Source organism: Citrobacter sp. Cpo221, assembly GCF_030332345.1.
GTDB classification, from domain to species: Bacteria; Pseudomonadota; Gammaproteobacteria; order Enterobacterales; family Enterobacteriaceae; genus Citrobacter; species Citrobacter portucalensis.
Genome location: NZ_JAOWIA010000055.1, coordinates 34,770 through 49,634 on the forward strand (window position 1 = coordinate 34,770; position 14,865 = coordinate 49,634).

Genomic DNA, 14,865 nt, shown 5'->3' on the forward strand with positions numbered 1-14,865 from the left:
TGCCTATCTTGATGAGCAGACCAAACGCATGATCCGCCGCGCCATTCTGAAAGCGGTAGCGATCCCCGGTTACCAGGTCCCGTTTGGCGGACGTGAAATGCCGATGCCCTACGGTTGGGGAACCGGCGGCATTCAACTTACCGCCAGCGTGATTGGCGAGCCGGACGTGCTGAAGGTGATTGACCAGGGCGCGGACGACACCACTAACGCCGTGTCGATTCGTAATTTCTTCAAGCATGTGACCGGAGTGAATACCACTGAGCGTACGGAAGATGCGACGCTGATCCAGACCCGCCACCGCATCCCGGAAACACCGCTGGTGGAAGATCAGATAATCATCTTCCAGGTACCGATCCCTGAGCCGCTGCGCTTTATCGAACCGCGTGAAACGGAAACTCGCACTATGCACGCGCTGGAAGAGTACGGCATCATGCAGGTGAAACTGTATGAAGATATCGCCCGCTTCGGCCATATCGCCACCACTTACGCCTATCCGGTGAAGGTCAATGACCGCTACGTCATGGACCCGTCGCCCATCCCGAAATTCGACAATCCAAAGATGGACATGATGCCGGCCCTGCAACTGTTTGGCGCTGGCCGCGAAAAGCGTATCTATGCCGTTCCACCTTACACCCGCGTGGAAAGCCTCGATTTCGACGATCACCCGTTTACCGTGCAGAGCTGGGATGAGCCTTGTGCCATCTGCGGCTCAACCCACAGCTATCTCGATGAAGTGGTGCTCGATGACACCGGCAAACGCATGTTTGTCTGCTCCGACACCGACTACTGCCGCCAACAGAGCGAGGCCCTCAGCAAATGACGCAACCGCTGCTTTCAGTCAACAACCTGACCCATCTCTACGCGCCGGGCAAGGGCTTCAGCGATGTCTCTTTTGACCTGTGGCCAGGCGAAGTGCTGGGCATCGTCGGCGAGTCCGGTTCCGGCAAAACCACGCTGCTGAAATCGATCTCTTCACGGCTGACGCCGCAGAGCGGTGAGATTTTGTATCAGAACCGTTCGCTGTACGGCATGAACGAGGCCGACCGTCGCCGTCTGCTGCGCACCGAATGGGGCGTGGTGCATCAGCATCCGCTGGATGGCCTGCGCCGTCAGGTCTCCGCAGGCGGCAATATCGGCGAACGCCTGATGGCCACCGGCGCGCGTCACTACGGCGACATCCGCGCCACCGCTCAGCGCTGGCTGGAGGAGGTAGAGATCCCTGCCTCGCGTATCGACGATCTGCCCACCACCTTTTCTGGCGGCATGCAGCAGCGCCTTCAGATTGCCCGCAACCTCGTCACCCATCCCAAACTGGTGTTTATGGACGAACCTACCGGCGGGCTGGACGTTTCCGTACAGGCCAAACTGCTGGACCTGCTGCGCGGCCTTGTGCTGGAACTGGATCTGGCGGTAGTGATTGTCACCCACGATTTGGGCGTCGCGCGCCTGCTGGCCGACCGTTTGCTGGTGATGAAGCAAGGTCAGGTGGTGGAAAGTGGGTTAACCGATCGCGTGCTCGACGATCCGCATCATCCGTATACCCAGTTGCTGGTGTCGTCGGTGTTGCAGAACTGATTTTTTGTTGTGCCGGATGGCGGCTATGCCTTATCCGGCCTACGGAGCGGCATCGCTTGTGCCGGATGGCGGCTATGCCTTATCCGGCCTACGGAGCGGCATCGCTTGTGCCGGATGGCGGCTATGCCTTATCCGGCCTACGGAGCGGCATCGCTTGTGCCGGATGGCGGCTACGCCTTATCCGGCCTACAGAGCGGCATCGCTTGTGCCGGATGGCGGCTACGCCTTATCCGGCCTACGGAGCGGCATCGCTTGTGCCGGATGGCGGCTACGCCTTATCCGGCCTACGGAGCGGCATCGCTTGTGCCGGATGGCGGCTACGCCTTATCCGGCCTACGGAGCGGCATCGCTTGTGCCGGATGGCGGCTACGCCTTATCCGGCCTACGGAGCGGCATTGGTTGTAGGCCTGATAAGCGAAGCGCATCAGGCAATCGAACGCAAAAATGTCTAAAGAGGCTAAAAATGAACGCGATCCGCGTTGAAAATGTCAGTAAAACCTTTGTCCTGCATCAGCAAAACGGCGTGCGTCTACCGGTGCTGCAAAACGCCACTCTGGACGTTAAAAGCGGCGAATGCGTGGTGCTGCACGGTCACTCGGGCAGCGGCAAATCCACATTGCTACGTTCGCTGTACGCCAACTACCTGCCGGATGAAGGACGCATCCACATCCGCCACAGCGATGAATGGGTCGATCTGGTGCAGGCCCCGGCGCGCAAAGTACTGGAGGTTCGCCGTTCAACCATCGGCTGGGTGAGCCAGTTCCTGCGCGTGATCCCAAGGATTTCCGCGCTGGATGTGGTGATGCAACCGCTGCTGGATCTGGGGGTCTCCCGTGAGGAGTGTGCAGCCAAAGCAGCTAACCTGCTTACCCGCCTGAACGTGCCGGAGCGGTTGTGGCACCTGGCGCCGTCGACCTTTTCCGGCGGCGAACAGCAGCGCGTCAACATCGCTCGCGGGTTTATCGTCGATTACCCAATTCTGCTACTTGATGAGCCTACCGCCTCGCTGGACGCCAAAAATAGCGCCGCCGTCGTCGCATTAATTGAAGAGGCGAAAGCCCGCGGCGCAGCAATTGTCGGCATTTTTCACGATCAAACCGTGCGCGACCGCGTCGCGGATCGTCTGCATCTGATGGGAACAACAGCATGATTATCAATAATGTAAAGCTGGTGCTGGAAGATGAAGTGGTGCAAGGATCGCTGGAAATCGAGGGCGGGGTCATTCGCACCTTTGCAGAAAGTCCGAGCAGCCTACCTGAGGCGCTGGACGGCGAAGGCGGCTGGCTGCTACCAGGGCTTATCGAGCTGCATACCGATAATCTCGACAAATTTTTCACCCCGCGCCCAAAGGTAGACTGGCCTGCCCACTCGGCGATGAGCAGCCACGACGCGCTAATGGTCGCCAGCGGCATTACCACCGTACTGGACGCGGTGGCAATTGGCGATGTGCGCGACGGCGGCGACCGTCTGGAAAATCTGGAGAAGATGATCAATGCGGTCGAAGAGACGCAAAAGCGCGGGGTCAATCGCGCCGAGCATCGCCTGCACCTGCGCTGTGAGCTGCCGCATCACACTACCCTGCCGCTGTTTGAAAAACTAGTCAGCCGCGAGCCGGTAACGCTGGTGTCGCTGATGGATCACTCGCCAGGCCAGCGTCAGTTCGCCAATCGCGAGAAGTACCGCGAGTATTATCAAGGTAAGTATTCGCTCACCGACGAGCAGATGGCCCGCTATGAAGAAGAACAGTTAGCGCTGGCGGCGCGTTGGTCACAGCCCAATCGCACGGCGATTGCCCAGATGTGTCGTGAGCGCCAGATTGCGCTGGCGAGCCATGATGATGCCACCCATGATCATGTGCTGGAATCGCACCAGCTTGGCAGCGTGATCGCCGAATTTCCTACCACCTTCGAAGCGGCTGAAGCCTCGCGCCAGCATGGTATGAACGTGCTGATGGGCGCGCCCAACATCGTGCGCGGCGGTTCTCACTCCGGCAACGTAGCGGCGCATAAGCTGGCTGAGCTGGGGCTGCTGGATATTCTCTCTTCCGACTACTACCCCGCCAGCCTGCTCGATGCGGCGTTTCGCGTAGCGGACGACGACGCCAACCGTTTTACGCTGCCACAGGCCATTCGTCTGGTGACCCGCAATCCGGCACGGGCATTAAATCTCGACGATCGTGGCGTTGTTGCCGAAGGCAAACGCGCGGATCTGGTGCTGGCGCACCGCAAAGGCGGCAACATCCATATCGATCACGTCTGGCGTCAGGGCAAAAGGGTATTCTGACTATGGGTAAACTGATCTGGCTGATGGGGCCATCCGGCTCCGGTAAGGACAGTCTGCTGGCCGAACTCCGCCAGCAGGAACCGGCGCAACTGCTGGTAGCGCACCGTTACATCACCCGCGCCGCCAACGCCGGGAATGAAAATCATATTGCGCTGAGCGAACAAGAATTTTTTACCCGCGCCGGGCAGAACCTGCTGGCGCTGAGCTGGCACGCCAATGGCTTCTACTACGGCGTTGGCGTGGAGATTGACCTCTGGCTACACGCCGGTTTTGATGTGGTGGTCAACGGCTCGCGCGCGCATCTGCCCCAGGCGCAGGCCCGTTACGGCACATCTTTACTCCCCATTTGCTTACAGGTTTCCCCGGCGATTCTACGCCAGCGCCTGCAGGCTCGTGGACGGGAGAGCGAAACGGAAATCGCCGCCCGTCTTGAGCGCGCAGCCCGCTACGCCCCGTATGACTGCCACGTCCTGAACAACGATGGAAGTTTGCTACAGTCTGTCGATACACTACTCACACTGATGGGACGCAAGGAGAAGAAACATGTCTGTCTGTGAATTACGCCGCGCCACGCTATACGATACCGATGCGGTTTACGCGCTTGTCTGTGAGTTGAAGCAGGGCCAATTCGATCTGCAGGCCTTTAGCGCTGGCTACGCCGCAAATCTGCAAGATCCCAATATGCACTACCAGCTGGCGCTGCTCGACGGACAGGTCGTCGGCTTGATCGGCCTGCACCTGCAGTTTCATCTGCACCACGCCAACTGGATTGGCGAGATTCAGGAACTGGTGGTGATGCCACAGGCACGAGGGTTAAGGGTCGGCAGTCAGTTACTGGCCTGGGCCGAAGCCACCGCGCGCGAAGCGGGCGCAGAAGTCACCGAGCTTTCCACCAGCACCCAACGCCTTGACGCACACCGTTTTTACCAGCGTGAAGGCTATACCATGAGCCATTTTCGCTTCACCAAACCGTTGTAGGGGGAGCCATGAGTCTGACCATTACGCTGACGGGAACGGGCGGCGCACAGCTGGTGCCGACATTTGGCTGCGACTGTGCGGCCTGCCAACGAGCACGCTCACAGGCGCAATACCGTCGACGCCCTTGTAGCGGGGTGGTCAAGTTCAATAATGCGGTGACGCTGCTGGACGCGGGGATCCCGCATCTGATGGACGACTGGCCGGCGGGCAGCTTCCAGCAGTTTCTGCTGACCCATTATCATATGGATCATGTACAGGGATTGTTTCCGCTACGTTGGGGCGTGGGGACGACCATCCCGGTGTACGGTCCGCCGGATGAACAGGGTTGCGACGATCTGTTTAAGCATCCGGGCATCCTCGATTTTAGCCATACCGTGGCACCGTTTGTGGTGTTTAATCTGCAAGGATTGCAGGTAACGCCGCTACCGCTCAACCATTCAAAGCTGACGTTTGGTTATCTGCTGGAGACCGCACATAGCCGCGTGGCGTGGCTCTCCGATACCGCCGGACTTCCCGACAAGACGTTGAAGTTTCTCCACAATAACCAGCCTCAGGTGATTATCATTGACTGCAGCCATGCCCCGCGCGCCGAGCCACCGCGCAATCATTGTGATTTAAACACCGTTATCGCGTTGAACGACGTTATCCGCTGCCCACGGGTGATCCTGACGCATATCAGCCATCAGTTTGATCTGTGGATGATGGAACATCCGCTACCAGTAGGGTTTGAGGCAGGATATGACGGAATGGAGATTGTGCTGGAGTAAGGAAATTTGCCGGATGCGATGAAAACATCTTATCCGGCCTACAAACAGATGATTAAGCGACTTTTTTTGCGCCGACATCTCGCTGCGCAATAAAATCTTTAACTGAAACAATCCGGTTCAGTTCTTCTTGCGCCCGCATGTCATTTTCAACTTCCCACAGGTCAACCGCCGCCTGTAGGTTACGCCAGAAATCAACGGAGGTATCGAACGCTTTTGCCAAACGAAACGCCATATCCGTTGTTAATTTGCGATTATTGTTGACCAGTGCGCTCACTGTATTGCGGTGAACATGCAGAATTTCAGCCAGATCGTTGATTTTCAGATCAAGCGGTTCCAGGTATTCATATTGCAGGATATCACCCACAGTCGTTGGTTTTCTGGATGCCTGTTTCATATCGTTACCTTACGTTTTCTCTAATAGATGTGTGGATCTAAGTACACATCTTCGGCCTTACCATTAATCCATTTAAATATTAATCGGTACTGCTTGTTTACTCTGATTGAAGAATATTCCTGTAATTTTCCGGTTAACTCTTCATATCTGTTACCGGGTGGCGAGCGCAAATCCCGATGCGAAACAGCCGCATTAATGATATCCAGCTTTCTGGCTAATGCAGTGTGAATATCCGCAGGTATTTTTCTGTGCGATGTCGCCCGTTCAAAAAAATCTTCAAGCCATGTATCCCGAAAATTTCTGATATTTAATGATTTAGACATTCCATTGCCAACACCTTTTCCATAAGCATAGAGAGATTGTAGTGCATACATGCACTGTGCTCAAGTGCATTCATTAACATGAAATGGTGAGCTGTTGGGCGAGCAGGTAAATCCCTGCCAGAAAGATAAAATACCCATAAATTTAATCGTTACCGCTACCGATCGTAATCTTCTTCCATTCTGCGCTCTTCGTCTTCTAACTGACGCCGTTCTTGATCGAGTTGGCGCTGACGGTCATCCAGTTGGCGACGTCGATCTTCAAACTGGCGGCGGCGATTGTCATATTGCCTGCGCCGGTCGTCACTCATCTGGCGCTGCCAGCTTTCATCACGGGAGTCATCATAATCCCGCCCGTTGTCCGGTTTGTATGCGTCGTTAATCGCCTGCTGAATATTACCAATGGCGTCATCGATAATATCCGCCTGTGCCGATACGGTGGTCAGCATTAGCAAACTAAAAAGAAGGAATGTCGCGGAGCGTTGCATAAAACCAGCCTCATCAAGAAACTCGCTCCACGGTAATCAAAGCGTATTTGCGCGGGTAGCGGAGGAATCTCAATTACGCGAATGCCGCAGCGCCTGCGCCAGCTCTCCCCGAGTAAAAGGCTTACGCAATAGCGCCACATCCGGCAACGCCGGGTTATGCGCCGGACGTAAATCCTGACCGCTTATCAGCAGGATGGACAACTGCGGATAATGTGCCTGGGCATGGTTAACCACATCCACGCCGCTTAAACCACCTGGCAGCATTAAGTCGCTAATAAAAATATCAATCTCGGATGAAACCGCCAGCATATGCATCGCCTGTTCCCCGTTTGCGGCCTCTAACGTCAGGTAGCCCAGCAGGTGTAATTGCTCGCACAACGTCTGGCGTACATCGTCCTCATCCTCGAGCACCAACACCAGTTTTTCACCGCTGTTCGCCGCATGTACCGCTACCGCTTCCACTTGAGCCTGCACCGGCACAACGGCACGAGGTAGTTGCAACCTGACCGTCGTTCCCTGCCCGGGAGCGCTTTCAATCTCCACCCGGCCACCGGACTGGCGCACAAAACCGTAGACCATCGACAGCCCCAGTCCGCTGCCGCTACCGGTCTGTTTGGTGGTGAAAAACGGCTCGAAGACCTGGGCTTTCACCTCCTGTGACATCCCGCTTCCCTGGTCGGCAACCTCCAGCATCACCATATCCTGCTTGCGCCCATCGCTGCGCGTGACCCGCTGATTCCAGGTACGGATTTTAATCGTGCCCGCCTGCCCGTCCATGGCGTCACGGGCGTTCATCACCAGATTGATAATGGCGTTTTCCAGTTGGCTGACGTCAATCCACGCGGGCCAGGCGGGAGACTGGGCTTCAATCTCCAGCGTCAACGTGGCCGGAAGAGAGTGGCGCATCAGTTCGCCCAGATTTTCCAGCAGCGTTTTCAGCTCCACCGCATGAGGGTGCAACGACTGTTTGCGCGAAAAGGCCAGCAGTCGCTGGGTAAGCAGCGCCCCGCGCTCGGCGGCTTTTAGCGCCCGATTGACCCGTGGCGCATCGGGCGACTCCGGATTCACCAGATCCAGACTGCCAATAATAACCGCCAGCAGGTTATTGAAATCATGTGCTAATCCACCCGTCAGTTGCCCCACCGCCTTCAGCTTTTGGCTGTGCAACAGCGCTTCTTCCAGCCCCTGACGCTCGGTGCGATCGATTTCCATCTGGCTGGTTTTTTCTTTTAGCAGTCGGGTGGTGTGCTCCAGCGACGCCGTATTCCGGGCAAAGACGCTAAAGGCGCGGGCCAGCTCGCCTAACTCATCACGCCGCTGCAGGGCCGGGACGCTGACGTCTGATTCACCGTGCGCCAGCCGGGTCATCGCCCGTGAAATGGCCGTCAGGTTGGAGCCGAGATTACGGTAGATATACCACCCGGCAAAACCGGTGATCACCACCGCCAGCAGCGCAAACACTAAAATAAACAACGCGCCGGATTGCAGTTCCTGATGGCTTTGCGCCACCCGCTGCTCTGAGATCAGCGCCACCTGCGAGGCATACTGATTGATATCGCTGTTGAGGATCGCCACCAGCGCTTTGATATGAAACATATACCAGTTGATGGCCAAATCGCTCTGCTCCAGCGCGGAAGAGAGTGGCTCCAGCTTATGCAGCTCCTGGTTGAAGTCGTTGAGGATACCGCTAATCAGCGGACTAGCATGGCGCAAGGGAAGCGCAGGCATCACCGCATCCAGTTGTTTCACCACCGAACGCGGCGTGGGCGTGTCGATGGCGGCAACAATTAAGCGGTCCATCTGCCCCAGCAGCGCATCATCCTGCGCGCCGATCAACTTTTGCAGATGACGTAAATAGCTTTGATTTTGATACAGCGAACTGAGCAACGCGTTACGCTCCAGGTGTCGCCGCTGCCCGCGCTGCAACATCCCTTCTACGCTGCTTTGTAGTTCATTACTGCGCTGGATAATACGCTCGACCAGCACCGGCTCTTGCTGCGCCAGCGGCGCGGTAGCCAGTTGTTCCAGCGACTGCTTCAGCACCCTTTGCGTCTCCTGCAGCCGCTCCGCTTCCCCTTTGTATTCCAGCGCCCCGACCACCTGCGACAGCCGCACTGCCGCCGTCGCCACGTTCGCCGTATCGCGCGCCAGGTTCATGCTGCCGGTCATGTCGTCAACGGTTTGCTGCTGCACCGGCTCCTGAATCTGGCTTGCGTGCTGAAAACCCAGCACCGCCACGCCGCTCACCATCAGCGTGACCGCCACCACCAGCAGATTGAAGAACAGCAATCGTCCGCGCGCACTGGCGAAAAAGTGACGTCCCGGTTGCGGCATATCACGCTCCGTGAAGAAAAATCGCAATATGACAAATATGAACGGCTTCTGACATTTTGCATTTACATTCCTGTGATGGACTGCTGATATCGGCCACCCCACAGGAGATCCGCCATGAGCAGGACACCGGTTCTGGAGATGCGCAACATTGCTAAAGCGTTTGGCAAATTTTACGCGCTGAAAGGGGTCGATTTAACGGTCTGGCCGGGCGAGATTCATGCCCTGATGGGCGAGAATGGCGCGGGGAAGAGTACCCTGATGAAGATCCTCGCGGGGGCCTATACCGCCACCAGCGGTGAGATCCTGATTGACGGTCAGCCGTTCCACATTCGCGGTCCCAAAGATGCACTTAGCGCAGGCATTACGCTGATTTATCAGGAGATGCAGCTCGCGCCGAACCTGACGGTAGCGGAAAATATCTTTCTTGGCAGCGAGCTGTCGCGCGGCGGTCTGGTCCAGCGTAAAGAGATGGTGATGCAGTCACAGAAAGTCATCGACCGACTCGGTGCCCAGTTTAAGGCCAGCGACCGTGTGATGACGTTGACCATCGCCGAACAGCAGCAGGTGGAAATTGCCCGTGCCCTGCACCGTAAAAGCCGCATTCTGGTAATGGATGAACCCACCGCCGCCCTCTCCTCACGTGAAACCCATCGCCTGTTTGAACTGATCATGCGTCTGCGCGATGAGGGGATGGCGATTATCTACATCAGCCACCGCATGGCGGAAGTGTACGAACTCTCGGACCGCGTCAGCGTCCTGCGCGACGGGCAATATGTTGGCAGTCTGACCCGCGACAAGCTCAACGCCTCGGAGCTGGTGCGCATGATGGTGGGCCGTCCGTTGAGCGATCTGTTCAACAAAGAGCGCGACATTCCCTTAGGTAAAGCGCGCCTCAACGTTCATCACCTGACTGATGGCAACAAAGTGCAGCCGTGCAGTTTGCTGGTACGCTCCGGGGAGATCGTCGGCCTGGCCGGGTTAGTCGGTGCCGGGCGTTCTGAGCTGGCTCAGTTGATTTTTGGCGTTCGTAAAGCCATCGGCGGCATGATTGAAGTAGACGGTGAACCGGTAGTGATCCACTCCCCGCGCGAGGCGATTGACCACGGCATTGGCTTTCTGACGGAAAACCGCAAAGAGCAGGGATTATTTTTAGAGCTGGCAGCGGCAGAAAACATCACCATGGCAACGCTGGAGCGTGACGCCAACTGGGGCATGCTCGATCGCAAAAAGGCGCAGGCTATTTCCGATGACGCCATCAAGCTGCTCAACATCCGCGTGCCGCACGCACAGGTACGCGCGGGCGGGCTGTCTGGCGGAAATCAGCAAAAACTGCTGATTTCACGCTGGGTCGCGATCGGCCCACGTATTTTGATCCTCGATGAACCCACGCGCGGCGTGGATGTTGGCGCCAAAAGCGAGATCTACCGGATCATGAACGATATGGCGCGCAAAGGCGTAGCGATCCTGATGATCTCCAGCGAACTGCCGGAAGTCGTCGGCATGAGCGATCGCGTGTACGTCATGCGGGAAGGAAGCATTGCCGGCGAGCTGAACGGACAAAGTATTACCCAGGAAAATATTATGACGCTGGCTACCGGCGTGAACGACTCCCACCATCAGGCGGTGCCCCATGAATAATCCAACCCCTCCCCATCAGGTGGCGAAATCCGCCTCCGCGAAAAGAATGCTGATGAGCGATCTGATGCAAACAGTCGGCATCTTACCGATTCTCATCCTGATTGTGGCGGTATTTGGCTTTATCGCGCCCAACTTTTTTACCGAAAGCAACCTGCTGAATATAACCCGTCAGGCGTCGATCAACATCGTGCTGGCGGCTGGCATGACCTTCATTATTTTGACCGGCGGGATCGACCTCTCGGTTGGCTCGATTCTCGGCACCACCGCCGTCGCAGCCATGGTCGTTTCTCTTATTCCTGAGCTTGCCATGCTGTCAATTCCGGCGGCGCTTATGCTCGGCCTGGTGCTGGGATTATTTAACGGCGCGCTGGTCGCTTTTGCCGGACTACCGCCGTTTATCGTCACGCTTGGAACCTATACGGCGCTGCGCGGCGTGGCCTATCTGCTGGCCGACGGTACAACGGTGATTAACTCCAATATCAGCTTTGAGTGGATCGGTAACAACTATCTCGGCCCGGTTCCGTGGCTGGTGGTCATTGCGCTGGCGGTGGTGGTGGTGTGCTGGTTCATTCTGCGCCGCACCACGCTCGGCGTTCATATCTACGCGGTCGGCGGCAATATGCAGGCCGCACGTTTAACCGGGATCAAAGTGTGGCTGGTGCTGCTGTTCGTCTACGGCATGAGCGGTTTGCTCTCAGGTCTTGGCGGGGTGATGAGCGCCTCGCGGCTGTATAGCGCCAACGGCAACTTAGGTATGGGTTACGAGCTGGACGCCATCGCGGCGGTGATCCTCGGCGGCACCAGCTTTGTTGGCGGGATCGGCACCATCACCGGCACGCTGGTGGGGGCGTTGATAATCGCCACGCTCAATAACGGCATGACGCTAATGGGCGTCTCCTATTTCTGGCAACTGGTGATCAAAGGGGCGGTGATCATCATAGCGGTGCTAATCGACAAATACCGTACCCGACACCATCAAAGTGCATAGACAAGCTTACTGGCCTGCTCATTCGTAGGCCTGATAAGCGCAGCGCCATCAGGCGTATAACAACAATACCCTACGTGAGGAAACGAGTATGCGTTTGAAGCCATTAGTGACCGCGCTCTGTGCTGGCGCCCTGCTTGCTGCAGCTCCGTTTGTGCAGGCAAAAGAACTGAAATCGATTGGCGTTACGGTGGGCGATCTGGCCAACCCGTTCTTCGTGCAGATCACCAAAGGCGCGGAGCTGGAAGCACGCAAGCTGGCAGGTGATAGCGTTAAAGTAACGCTGGTTTCCAGCGGTTACGATTTGGGGCAACAGGTGTCGCAGATCGACAACTTTATTGCCGCCAAAGTCGACATGATTATCCTTAACGCCGCCGACTCCAAGGGCATCGGCCCGGCGGTAAAACGCGCGAAAGACGCCGGGATCGTGGTGGTTGCCGTTGACGTGGCAGCGGAAGGCGCAGACGCGACCATTACCTCCGATAACACCCAGGCAGGTGAAATGGCCTGTAAATACATTACCGACCGCCTGAAAGGCAAAGGCAACGTCGTCATCATCAACGGGCCGCCGGTTTCCGCCGTCCAGAACCGCGTGGAAGGCTGCCAGACTGAGTTTAAACGCCACCCTGACATCAAGGTGCTATCGCATAACCAAAACGCCAAAGGCAGTCGCGAAGGCGGGCTGGAGATCATGACCGCGCTGCTGGCGGCAAATCCGAAGATCGACGGCGTATTCGCCATTAACGATCCGACGGCGATCGGTGCCGATCTGGCGGCAAAACAGGCGCAGCGTAGCGAATTCTTTATTGTCGGCGTAGATGGATCCCCAGACGGTGAAGAAGCGCTGAAGCGCGAAAACTCACTATTTGTGGCGACTCCGGCACAAGATCCGCAGGTGATGGCTGCCAAAGCGGTCGAAATCGGCTATGACATATTGCAGGGGAAACCCGCCCCGAAAGAACCCGTGCTGATCCCGGTGACGATGATCGATAAAAACAACGTCGGCAGTTATAAGGGTTGGACGGTGAAATAAATCCTGAACCGACTAAGGCTCCTGCCACAAAGAGAGTCAAAGAAGCAAGAGCGCCCGTCAGGGCGCTTACCTCATAAAAACTGAGAGTAATAAATATCCATTTCCTCTTCTATATTATGACTCAGTATAAAAGAAAAAATCATAACCGCCGTGTAAATAACCAGAATACCAATAACCAAAGGTGCAAACGTATACCAGGGGTGACTTTGGAACAGTTCTAGTGGTACGAGACTTACAAATCCCATACACCATAAAATAATTGCGCACAATTTTATGACTCTCCAATAATCATGGAAATCCAGCTTATCAAGTGCAGGCCAGCATCCTGGATATTTAGCAGCTATTATGCCGGATTGAATAGTATCTGCGGATGTACTGGCGAATAACTGATGGCCTTGACCATATTTTGCAGCATCCGCAGCCAACGCTAATACAACCCAGCGCTGAACCTCTGTGCTTTGCCCAGTGACGGCCTCCAGTTCATATCGACTATCGGCCAAAATGCTCGTTTTTGCGTTTTCTATCCCACTAAACAATACGAATTTTGACTGCTTATCCAGTGAGTTGAACCATAGTTTTTTAATTTTACTAACATCAACTTGCTGTGCAGAAAGATATGTACTTACGATTTCATCAAGATAGTAAGGGGTACTGTCCATCATGCGTAATAAATATAAAGGTGTGTCTTTATCTTTAAGCAGTTGTGTATTGGTAAAAATAAAGGCATTAGCACTTTCAAAAAAATCAGCATTATTTTCATCATGCAACTCAACGGTAATAACCAGGTTATTTTCAGAAATATTTAAATCAACCCACTCATTTATTAAAAAATAATCAGGGCATTTGTGAAGAATATTAATTTTTCCGACCTTATCTTTGGGGATGCTCAGACTTGCCAGCACCGCCTTGAAACTATTGCCGATAGTGTCATCCGCTCCCTTAACGTACAGCCAGGTAGTAAAAGGCCGATAATCCCTGACAAGAGAACATTTGAGGGGCTCTATCAACTGCCTTAGTACTTTATCAACTCTGGTGTCATCCATTGAGTCAACTTCAATATCAATGCGTAACGGCGTTGCAGAACCTGCTGGCGCTTCACCCTCTAATTTCTGAATTTTTAATGCCAGTTCAGGCACCGGGAGAATGGATGAATAGTCTAAAAGAGGCAATGCCCGTATTGCCCAGTTTTTCCACTGGTTCATACCATACTTCTCAAGATAACCCGCATAGTAACATGGAAAAGATATAACACCGTAAGTGATTACCACCACACACCAGATTGCTAACACGATTAGCGACGGGGGTAATGACTCCAACTTATTGATAGTGTTTTATGTTCAGATAATGCCCGATGACCTTGTCATGCAGCTCCACCGATTTTGAGAACGACAGCGACTTCCGTCCCAGCCGTGCCAGGTGCTGCCTCAGATTCAGGTTATGCCGCTCAATTCGCTGCGTATATCGCTTGCTGATTACGTGCAGCTTTCCCTTCAGGCGGGATTCATACAGCGGCCAGCCATCCGTCATCCATATCACCACGTCAAAGGGTGACAGCAGGCTCATAAGACGCCCCAGCGTCGCCATAGTGCGTTCACCGAATACGTGCGCAACAACCGTCTTCCGGAGCCTGTCATACGCGTAAAACAGCCAGCGCTGGCGCGATTTAGCCCCGACATAGCCCCACTGTTCGTCCATTTCCGCGCAGACGATGACGTCACTGCCCGGCTGTATGCGCGAGGTTACCGACTGCGGCCTGAGTTTTTTAAGTGACGTAAAATCGTGTTGAGGCCAACGCCCATAATGCGGGCGGTTGCCCGGCATCCAACGCCATTCATGGCCATATCAATGATTTTCTGGTGCGTACCGGGTTGAGAAGCGGTGTAAGTGAACTGCAGTTGCCATGTTTTACGGCAGTGAGAGCAGAGATAGCGCTGATGTCCGGCAGTGCTTTTGCCGTTACGCACCACCCCGTCAGTAGCTGAACAGGAGGGACAGCTGATAGAAACAGAAGCCACTGGAGCACCTCAAAAACACCATCATACACTAAATCAGTAAGTTGGCAGCATCACC

17 protein-coding genes are annotated in these 14,865 nt (G+C 55.3%); 11 read left to right on the forward strand and 6 right to left on the reverse strand.

Annotated elements, in window-relative coordinates; all coding sequences use genetic code 11:
- Positions 1-28: 28 nt before the first annotated feature.
- From phnJ to phnP, 8 genes are all read left to right on the forward strand, one after another.
- The gene (phnJ, locus tag OGY72_RS14120; RefSeq protein ID WP_286548015.1) at positions 29-820 is read left to right on the forward strand and encodes an alpha-D-ribose 1-methylphosphonate 5-phosphate C-P-lyase PhnJ; all 792 of its coding nucleotides are present in this window, start codon (positions 29-31) and stop codon (positions 818-820) included.
- On the forward strand, positions 817-1,575 hold the full coding sequence (gene phnK, locus OGY72_RS14125) for a phosphonate C-P lyase system protein PhnK (protein WP_286548000.1): 759 nt from the start codon (positions 817-819) through the stop codon (positions 1,573-1,575). The genes phnJ and phnK overlap by 4 nt, the downstream gene beginning before the upstream one ends.
- Positions 1,576-1,649: 74 nt before the next feature.
- Entirely contained in the window at positions 1,650-2,027 is a 378-nt protein-coding gene (locus tag OGY72_RS14130) for a hypothetical protein (RefSeq protein ID WP_286548001.1), read from the forward strand.
- An 11-nt stretch (positions 2,028-2,038) separates the two neighbouring features.
- On the forward strand, positions 2,039-2,725 hold the full coding sequence (phnL, locus tag OGY72_RS14135) for a phosphonate C-P lyase system protein PhnL (RefSeq protein WP_063941249.1): 687 nt from the start codon (positions 2,039-2,041) through the stop codon (positions 2,723-2,725).
- Positions 2,722-3,858 carry an alpha-D-ribose 1-methylphosphonate 5-triphosphate diphosphatase gene (gene phnM / locus OGY72_RS14140; protein WP_126319496.1) on the forward strand — a complete coding sequence of 379 codons (1,137 nt, stop codon included), beginning with the start codon at positions 2,722-2,724 and terminating at the stop codon, positions 3,856-3,858. The genes phnL and phnM overlap by 4 nt, the downstream gene beginning before the upstream one ends.
- Before the next feature lie 2 nt (positions 3,859-3,860).
- Positions 3,861-4,415 (forward strand): ribose 1,5-bisphosphokinase, encoded by a 555-nt coding sequence (gene phnN / locus OGY72_RS14145; protein WP_008786953.1) that lies wholly within the window; start codon positions 3,861-3,863, stop codon positions 4,413-4,415.
- On the forward strand, positions 4,402-4,836 hold the full coding sequence (phnO, locus tag OGY72_RS14150) for an aminoalkylphosphonate N-acetyltransferase (RefSeq protein WP_126319498.1): 435 nt from the start codon (positions 4,402-4,404) through the stop codon (positions 4,834-4,836). The genes phnN and phnO overlap by 14 nt, the downstream gene beginning before the upstream one ends.
- A gap of 8 nt (positions 4,837-4,844) precedes the next feature.
- Positions 4,845-5,603, forward strand: a complete 759-nt coding sequence (gene phnP / locus OGY72_RS14155) for a phosphonate metabolism protein PhnP (RefSeq protein ID WP_148362557.1) — start codon at positions 4,845-4,847, stop codon at positions 5,601-5,603.
- Positions 5,604-5,655: 52 nt separating this feature from the next.
- On the opposite strand, the gene OGY72_RS14160 is transcribed toward phnP, so the two are convergent.
- The 4 genes from OGY72_RS14160 to OGY72_RS14175 all read right to left on the reverse strand — a co-directional run bounded on the left by OGY72_RS14160 (position 5,656) and on the right by OGY72_RS14175 (position 9,139).
- Entirely contained in the window at positions 5,656-5,997 is a 342-nt protein-coding gene (locus OGY72_RS14160; RefSeq protein ID WP_008786950.1) for a HigA family addiction module antitoxin, read from the reverse strand.
- Positions 5,998-6,017: 20 nt separating this feature from the next.
- The gene (locus OGY72_RS14165) at positions 6,018-6,320 is read right to left on the reverse strand and encodes a type II toxin-antitoxin system RelE/ParE family toxin (protein ID WP_032942116.1); all 303 of its coding nucleotides are present in this window, start codon (positions 6,318-6,320) and stop codon (positions 6,018-6,020) included.
- A gap of 155 nt (positions 6,321-6,475) precedes the next feature.
- Positions 6,476-6,805, reverse strand: a complete 330-nt coding sequence (yjdP, locus tag OGY72_RS14170; protein ID WP_003031807.1) for a DDRRRQL repeat protein YjdP — start codon at positions 6,803-6,805, stop codon at positions 6,476-6,478.
- Between the two features lie 69 nt (positions 6,806-6,874).
- The gene (locus OGY72_RS14175; protein WP_286548007.1) at positions 6,875-9,139 is read right to left on the reverse strand and encodes a hybrid sensor histidine kinase/response regulator; all 2,265 of its coding nucleotides are present in this window, start codon (positions 9,137-9,139) and stop codon (positions 6,875-6,877) included.
- A 114-nt stretch (positions 9,140-9,253) separates the two neighbouring features.
- On the opposite strand from OGY72_RS14175, the gene OGY72_RS14180 reads away from it, so the two are divergent.
- The 3 genes from OGY72_RS14180 to OGY72_RS14190 all read left to right on the forward strand — a co-directional run bounded on the left by OGY72_RS14180 (position 9,254) and on the right by OGY72_RS14190 (position 12,795).
- Positions 9,254-10,777: a sugar ABC transporter ATP-binding protein gene (locus OGY72_RS14180; protein WP_149281896.1), complete on the forward strand. Its 1,524-nt coding sequence runs from the start codon at positions 9,254-9,256 to the stop codon at positions 10,775-10,777.
- Positions 10,770-11,765, forward strand: a complete 996-nt coding sequence (locus OGY72_RS14185) for an ABC transporter permease subunit (protein ID WP_286548010.1) — start codon at positions 10,770-10,772, stop codon at positions 11,763-11,765. Before OGY72_RS14180 ends, OGY72_RS14185 begins: the two co-directional genes overlap by 8 nt.
- A gap of 88 nt (positions 11,766-11,853) precedes the next feature.
- Positions 11,854-12,795: an ABC transporter substrate-binding protein gene (locus tag OGY72_RS14190; RefSeq protein ID WP_003826688.1), complete on the forward strand. Its 942-nt coding sequence runs from the start codon at positions 11,854-11,856 to the stop codon at positions 12,793-12,795.
- 71 nt (positions 12,796-12,866) lie between these two features.
- Here OGY72_RS14190 and OGY72_RS14195 read toward each other — a convergent pair whose 3' ends face one another.
- Entirely contained in the window at positions 12,867-14,111 is a 1,245-nt protein-coding gene (locus tag OGY72_RS14195; protein WP_502873600.1) for a KPHS_23130 family T6SS system protein, read from the reverse strand.
- Between the two features lies 1 nt (position 14,112).
- A protein-coding gene (locus tag OGY72_RS14200) for an IS1-like element IS1A family transposase (RefSeq protein ID WP_103215986.1) occupies positions 14,113-14,810 on the reverse strand; the annotation gives its coding sequence in 2 pieces (ribosomal slippage) (positions 14,113-14,561 and positions 14,561-14,810; 699 coding nt in all).
- Positions 14,811-14,865: the final 55 nt, after the last annotated feature.

Bases quoted from the DNA above. Each gene is read 5' to 3' on its own strand.
- phnJ (WP_286548015.1), top strand. From the start codon at position 29: ATGATCCGCCGCGCCATTCTGAAAGCGGTAGCGATCCCCGGTTACCAG.
- phnK (WP_286548000.1), top strand. From the start codon at position 817: ATGACGCAACCGCTGCTTTCAGTCAACAACCTGACCCATCTCTACGCG.
- OGY72_RS14130 (WP_286548001.1), top strand. From the start codon at position 1,650: ATGCCTTATCCGGCCTACGGAGCGGCATCGCTTGTGCCGGATGGCGGC.
- phnL (WP_063941249.1), top strand. From the start codon at position 2,039: ATGAACGCGATCCGCGTTGAAAATGTCAGTAAAACCTTTGTCCTGCAT.
- phnM (WP_126319496.1), top strand. From the start codon at position 2,722: ATGATTATCAATAATGTAAAGCTGGTGCTGGAAGATGAAGTGGTGCAA.
- phnN (WP_008786953.1), top strand. From the start codon at position 3,861: ATGGGTAAACTGATCTGGCTGATGGGGCCATCCGGCTCCGGTAAGGAC.
- phnO (WP_126319498.1), top strand. From the start codon at position 4,402: ATGTCTGTCTGTGAATTACGCCGCGCCACGCTATACGATACCGATGCG.
- phnP (WP_148362557.1), top strand. From the start codon at position 4,845: ATGAGTCTGACCATTACGCTGACGGGAACGGGCGGCGCACAGCTGGTG.
- OGY72_RS14160 (WP_008786950.1), bottom strand. From the start codon at position 5,997: ATGAAACAGGCATCCAGAAAACCAACGACTGTGGGTGATATCCTGCAA.
- OGY72_RS14165 (WP_032942116.1), bottom strand. From the start codon at position 6,320: ATGTCTAAATCATTAAATATCAGAAATTTTCGGGATACATGGCTTGAA.
- yjdP (WP_003031807.1), bottom strand. From the start codon at position 6,805: ATGCAACGCTCCGCGACATTCCTTCTTTTTAGTTTGCTAATGCTGACC.
- OGY72_RS14175 (WP_286548007.1), bottom strand. From the start codon at position 9,139: ATGCCGCAACCGGGACGTCACTTTTTCGCCAGTGCGCGCGGACGATTG.
- OGY72_RS14180 (WP_149281896.1), top strand. From the start codon at position 9,254: ATGAGCAGGACACCGGTTCTGGAGATGCGCAACATTGCTAAAGCGTTT.
- OGY72_RS14185 (WP_286548010.1), top strand. From the start codon at position 10,770: ATGAATAATCCAACCCCTCCCCATCAGGTGGCGAAATCCGCCTCCGCG.
- OGY72_RS14190 (WP_003826688.1), top strand. From the start codon at position 11,854: ATGCGTTTGAAGCCATTAGTGACCGCGCTCTGTGCTGGCGCCCTGCTT.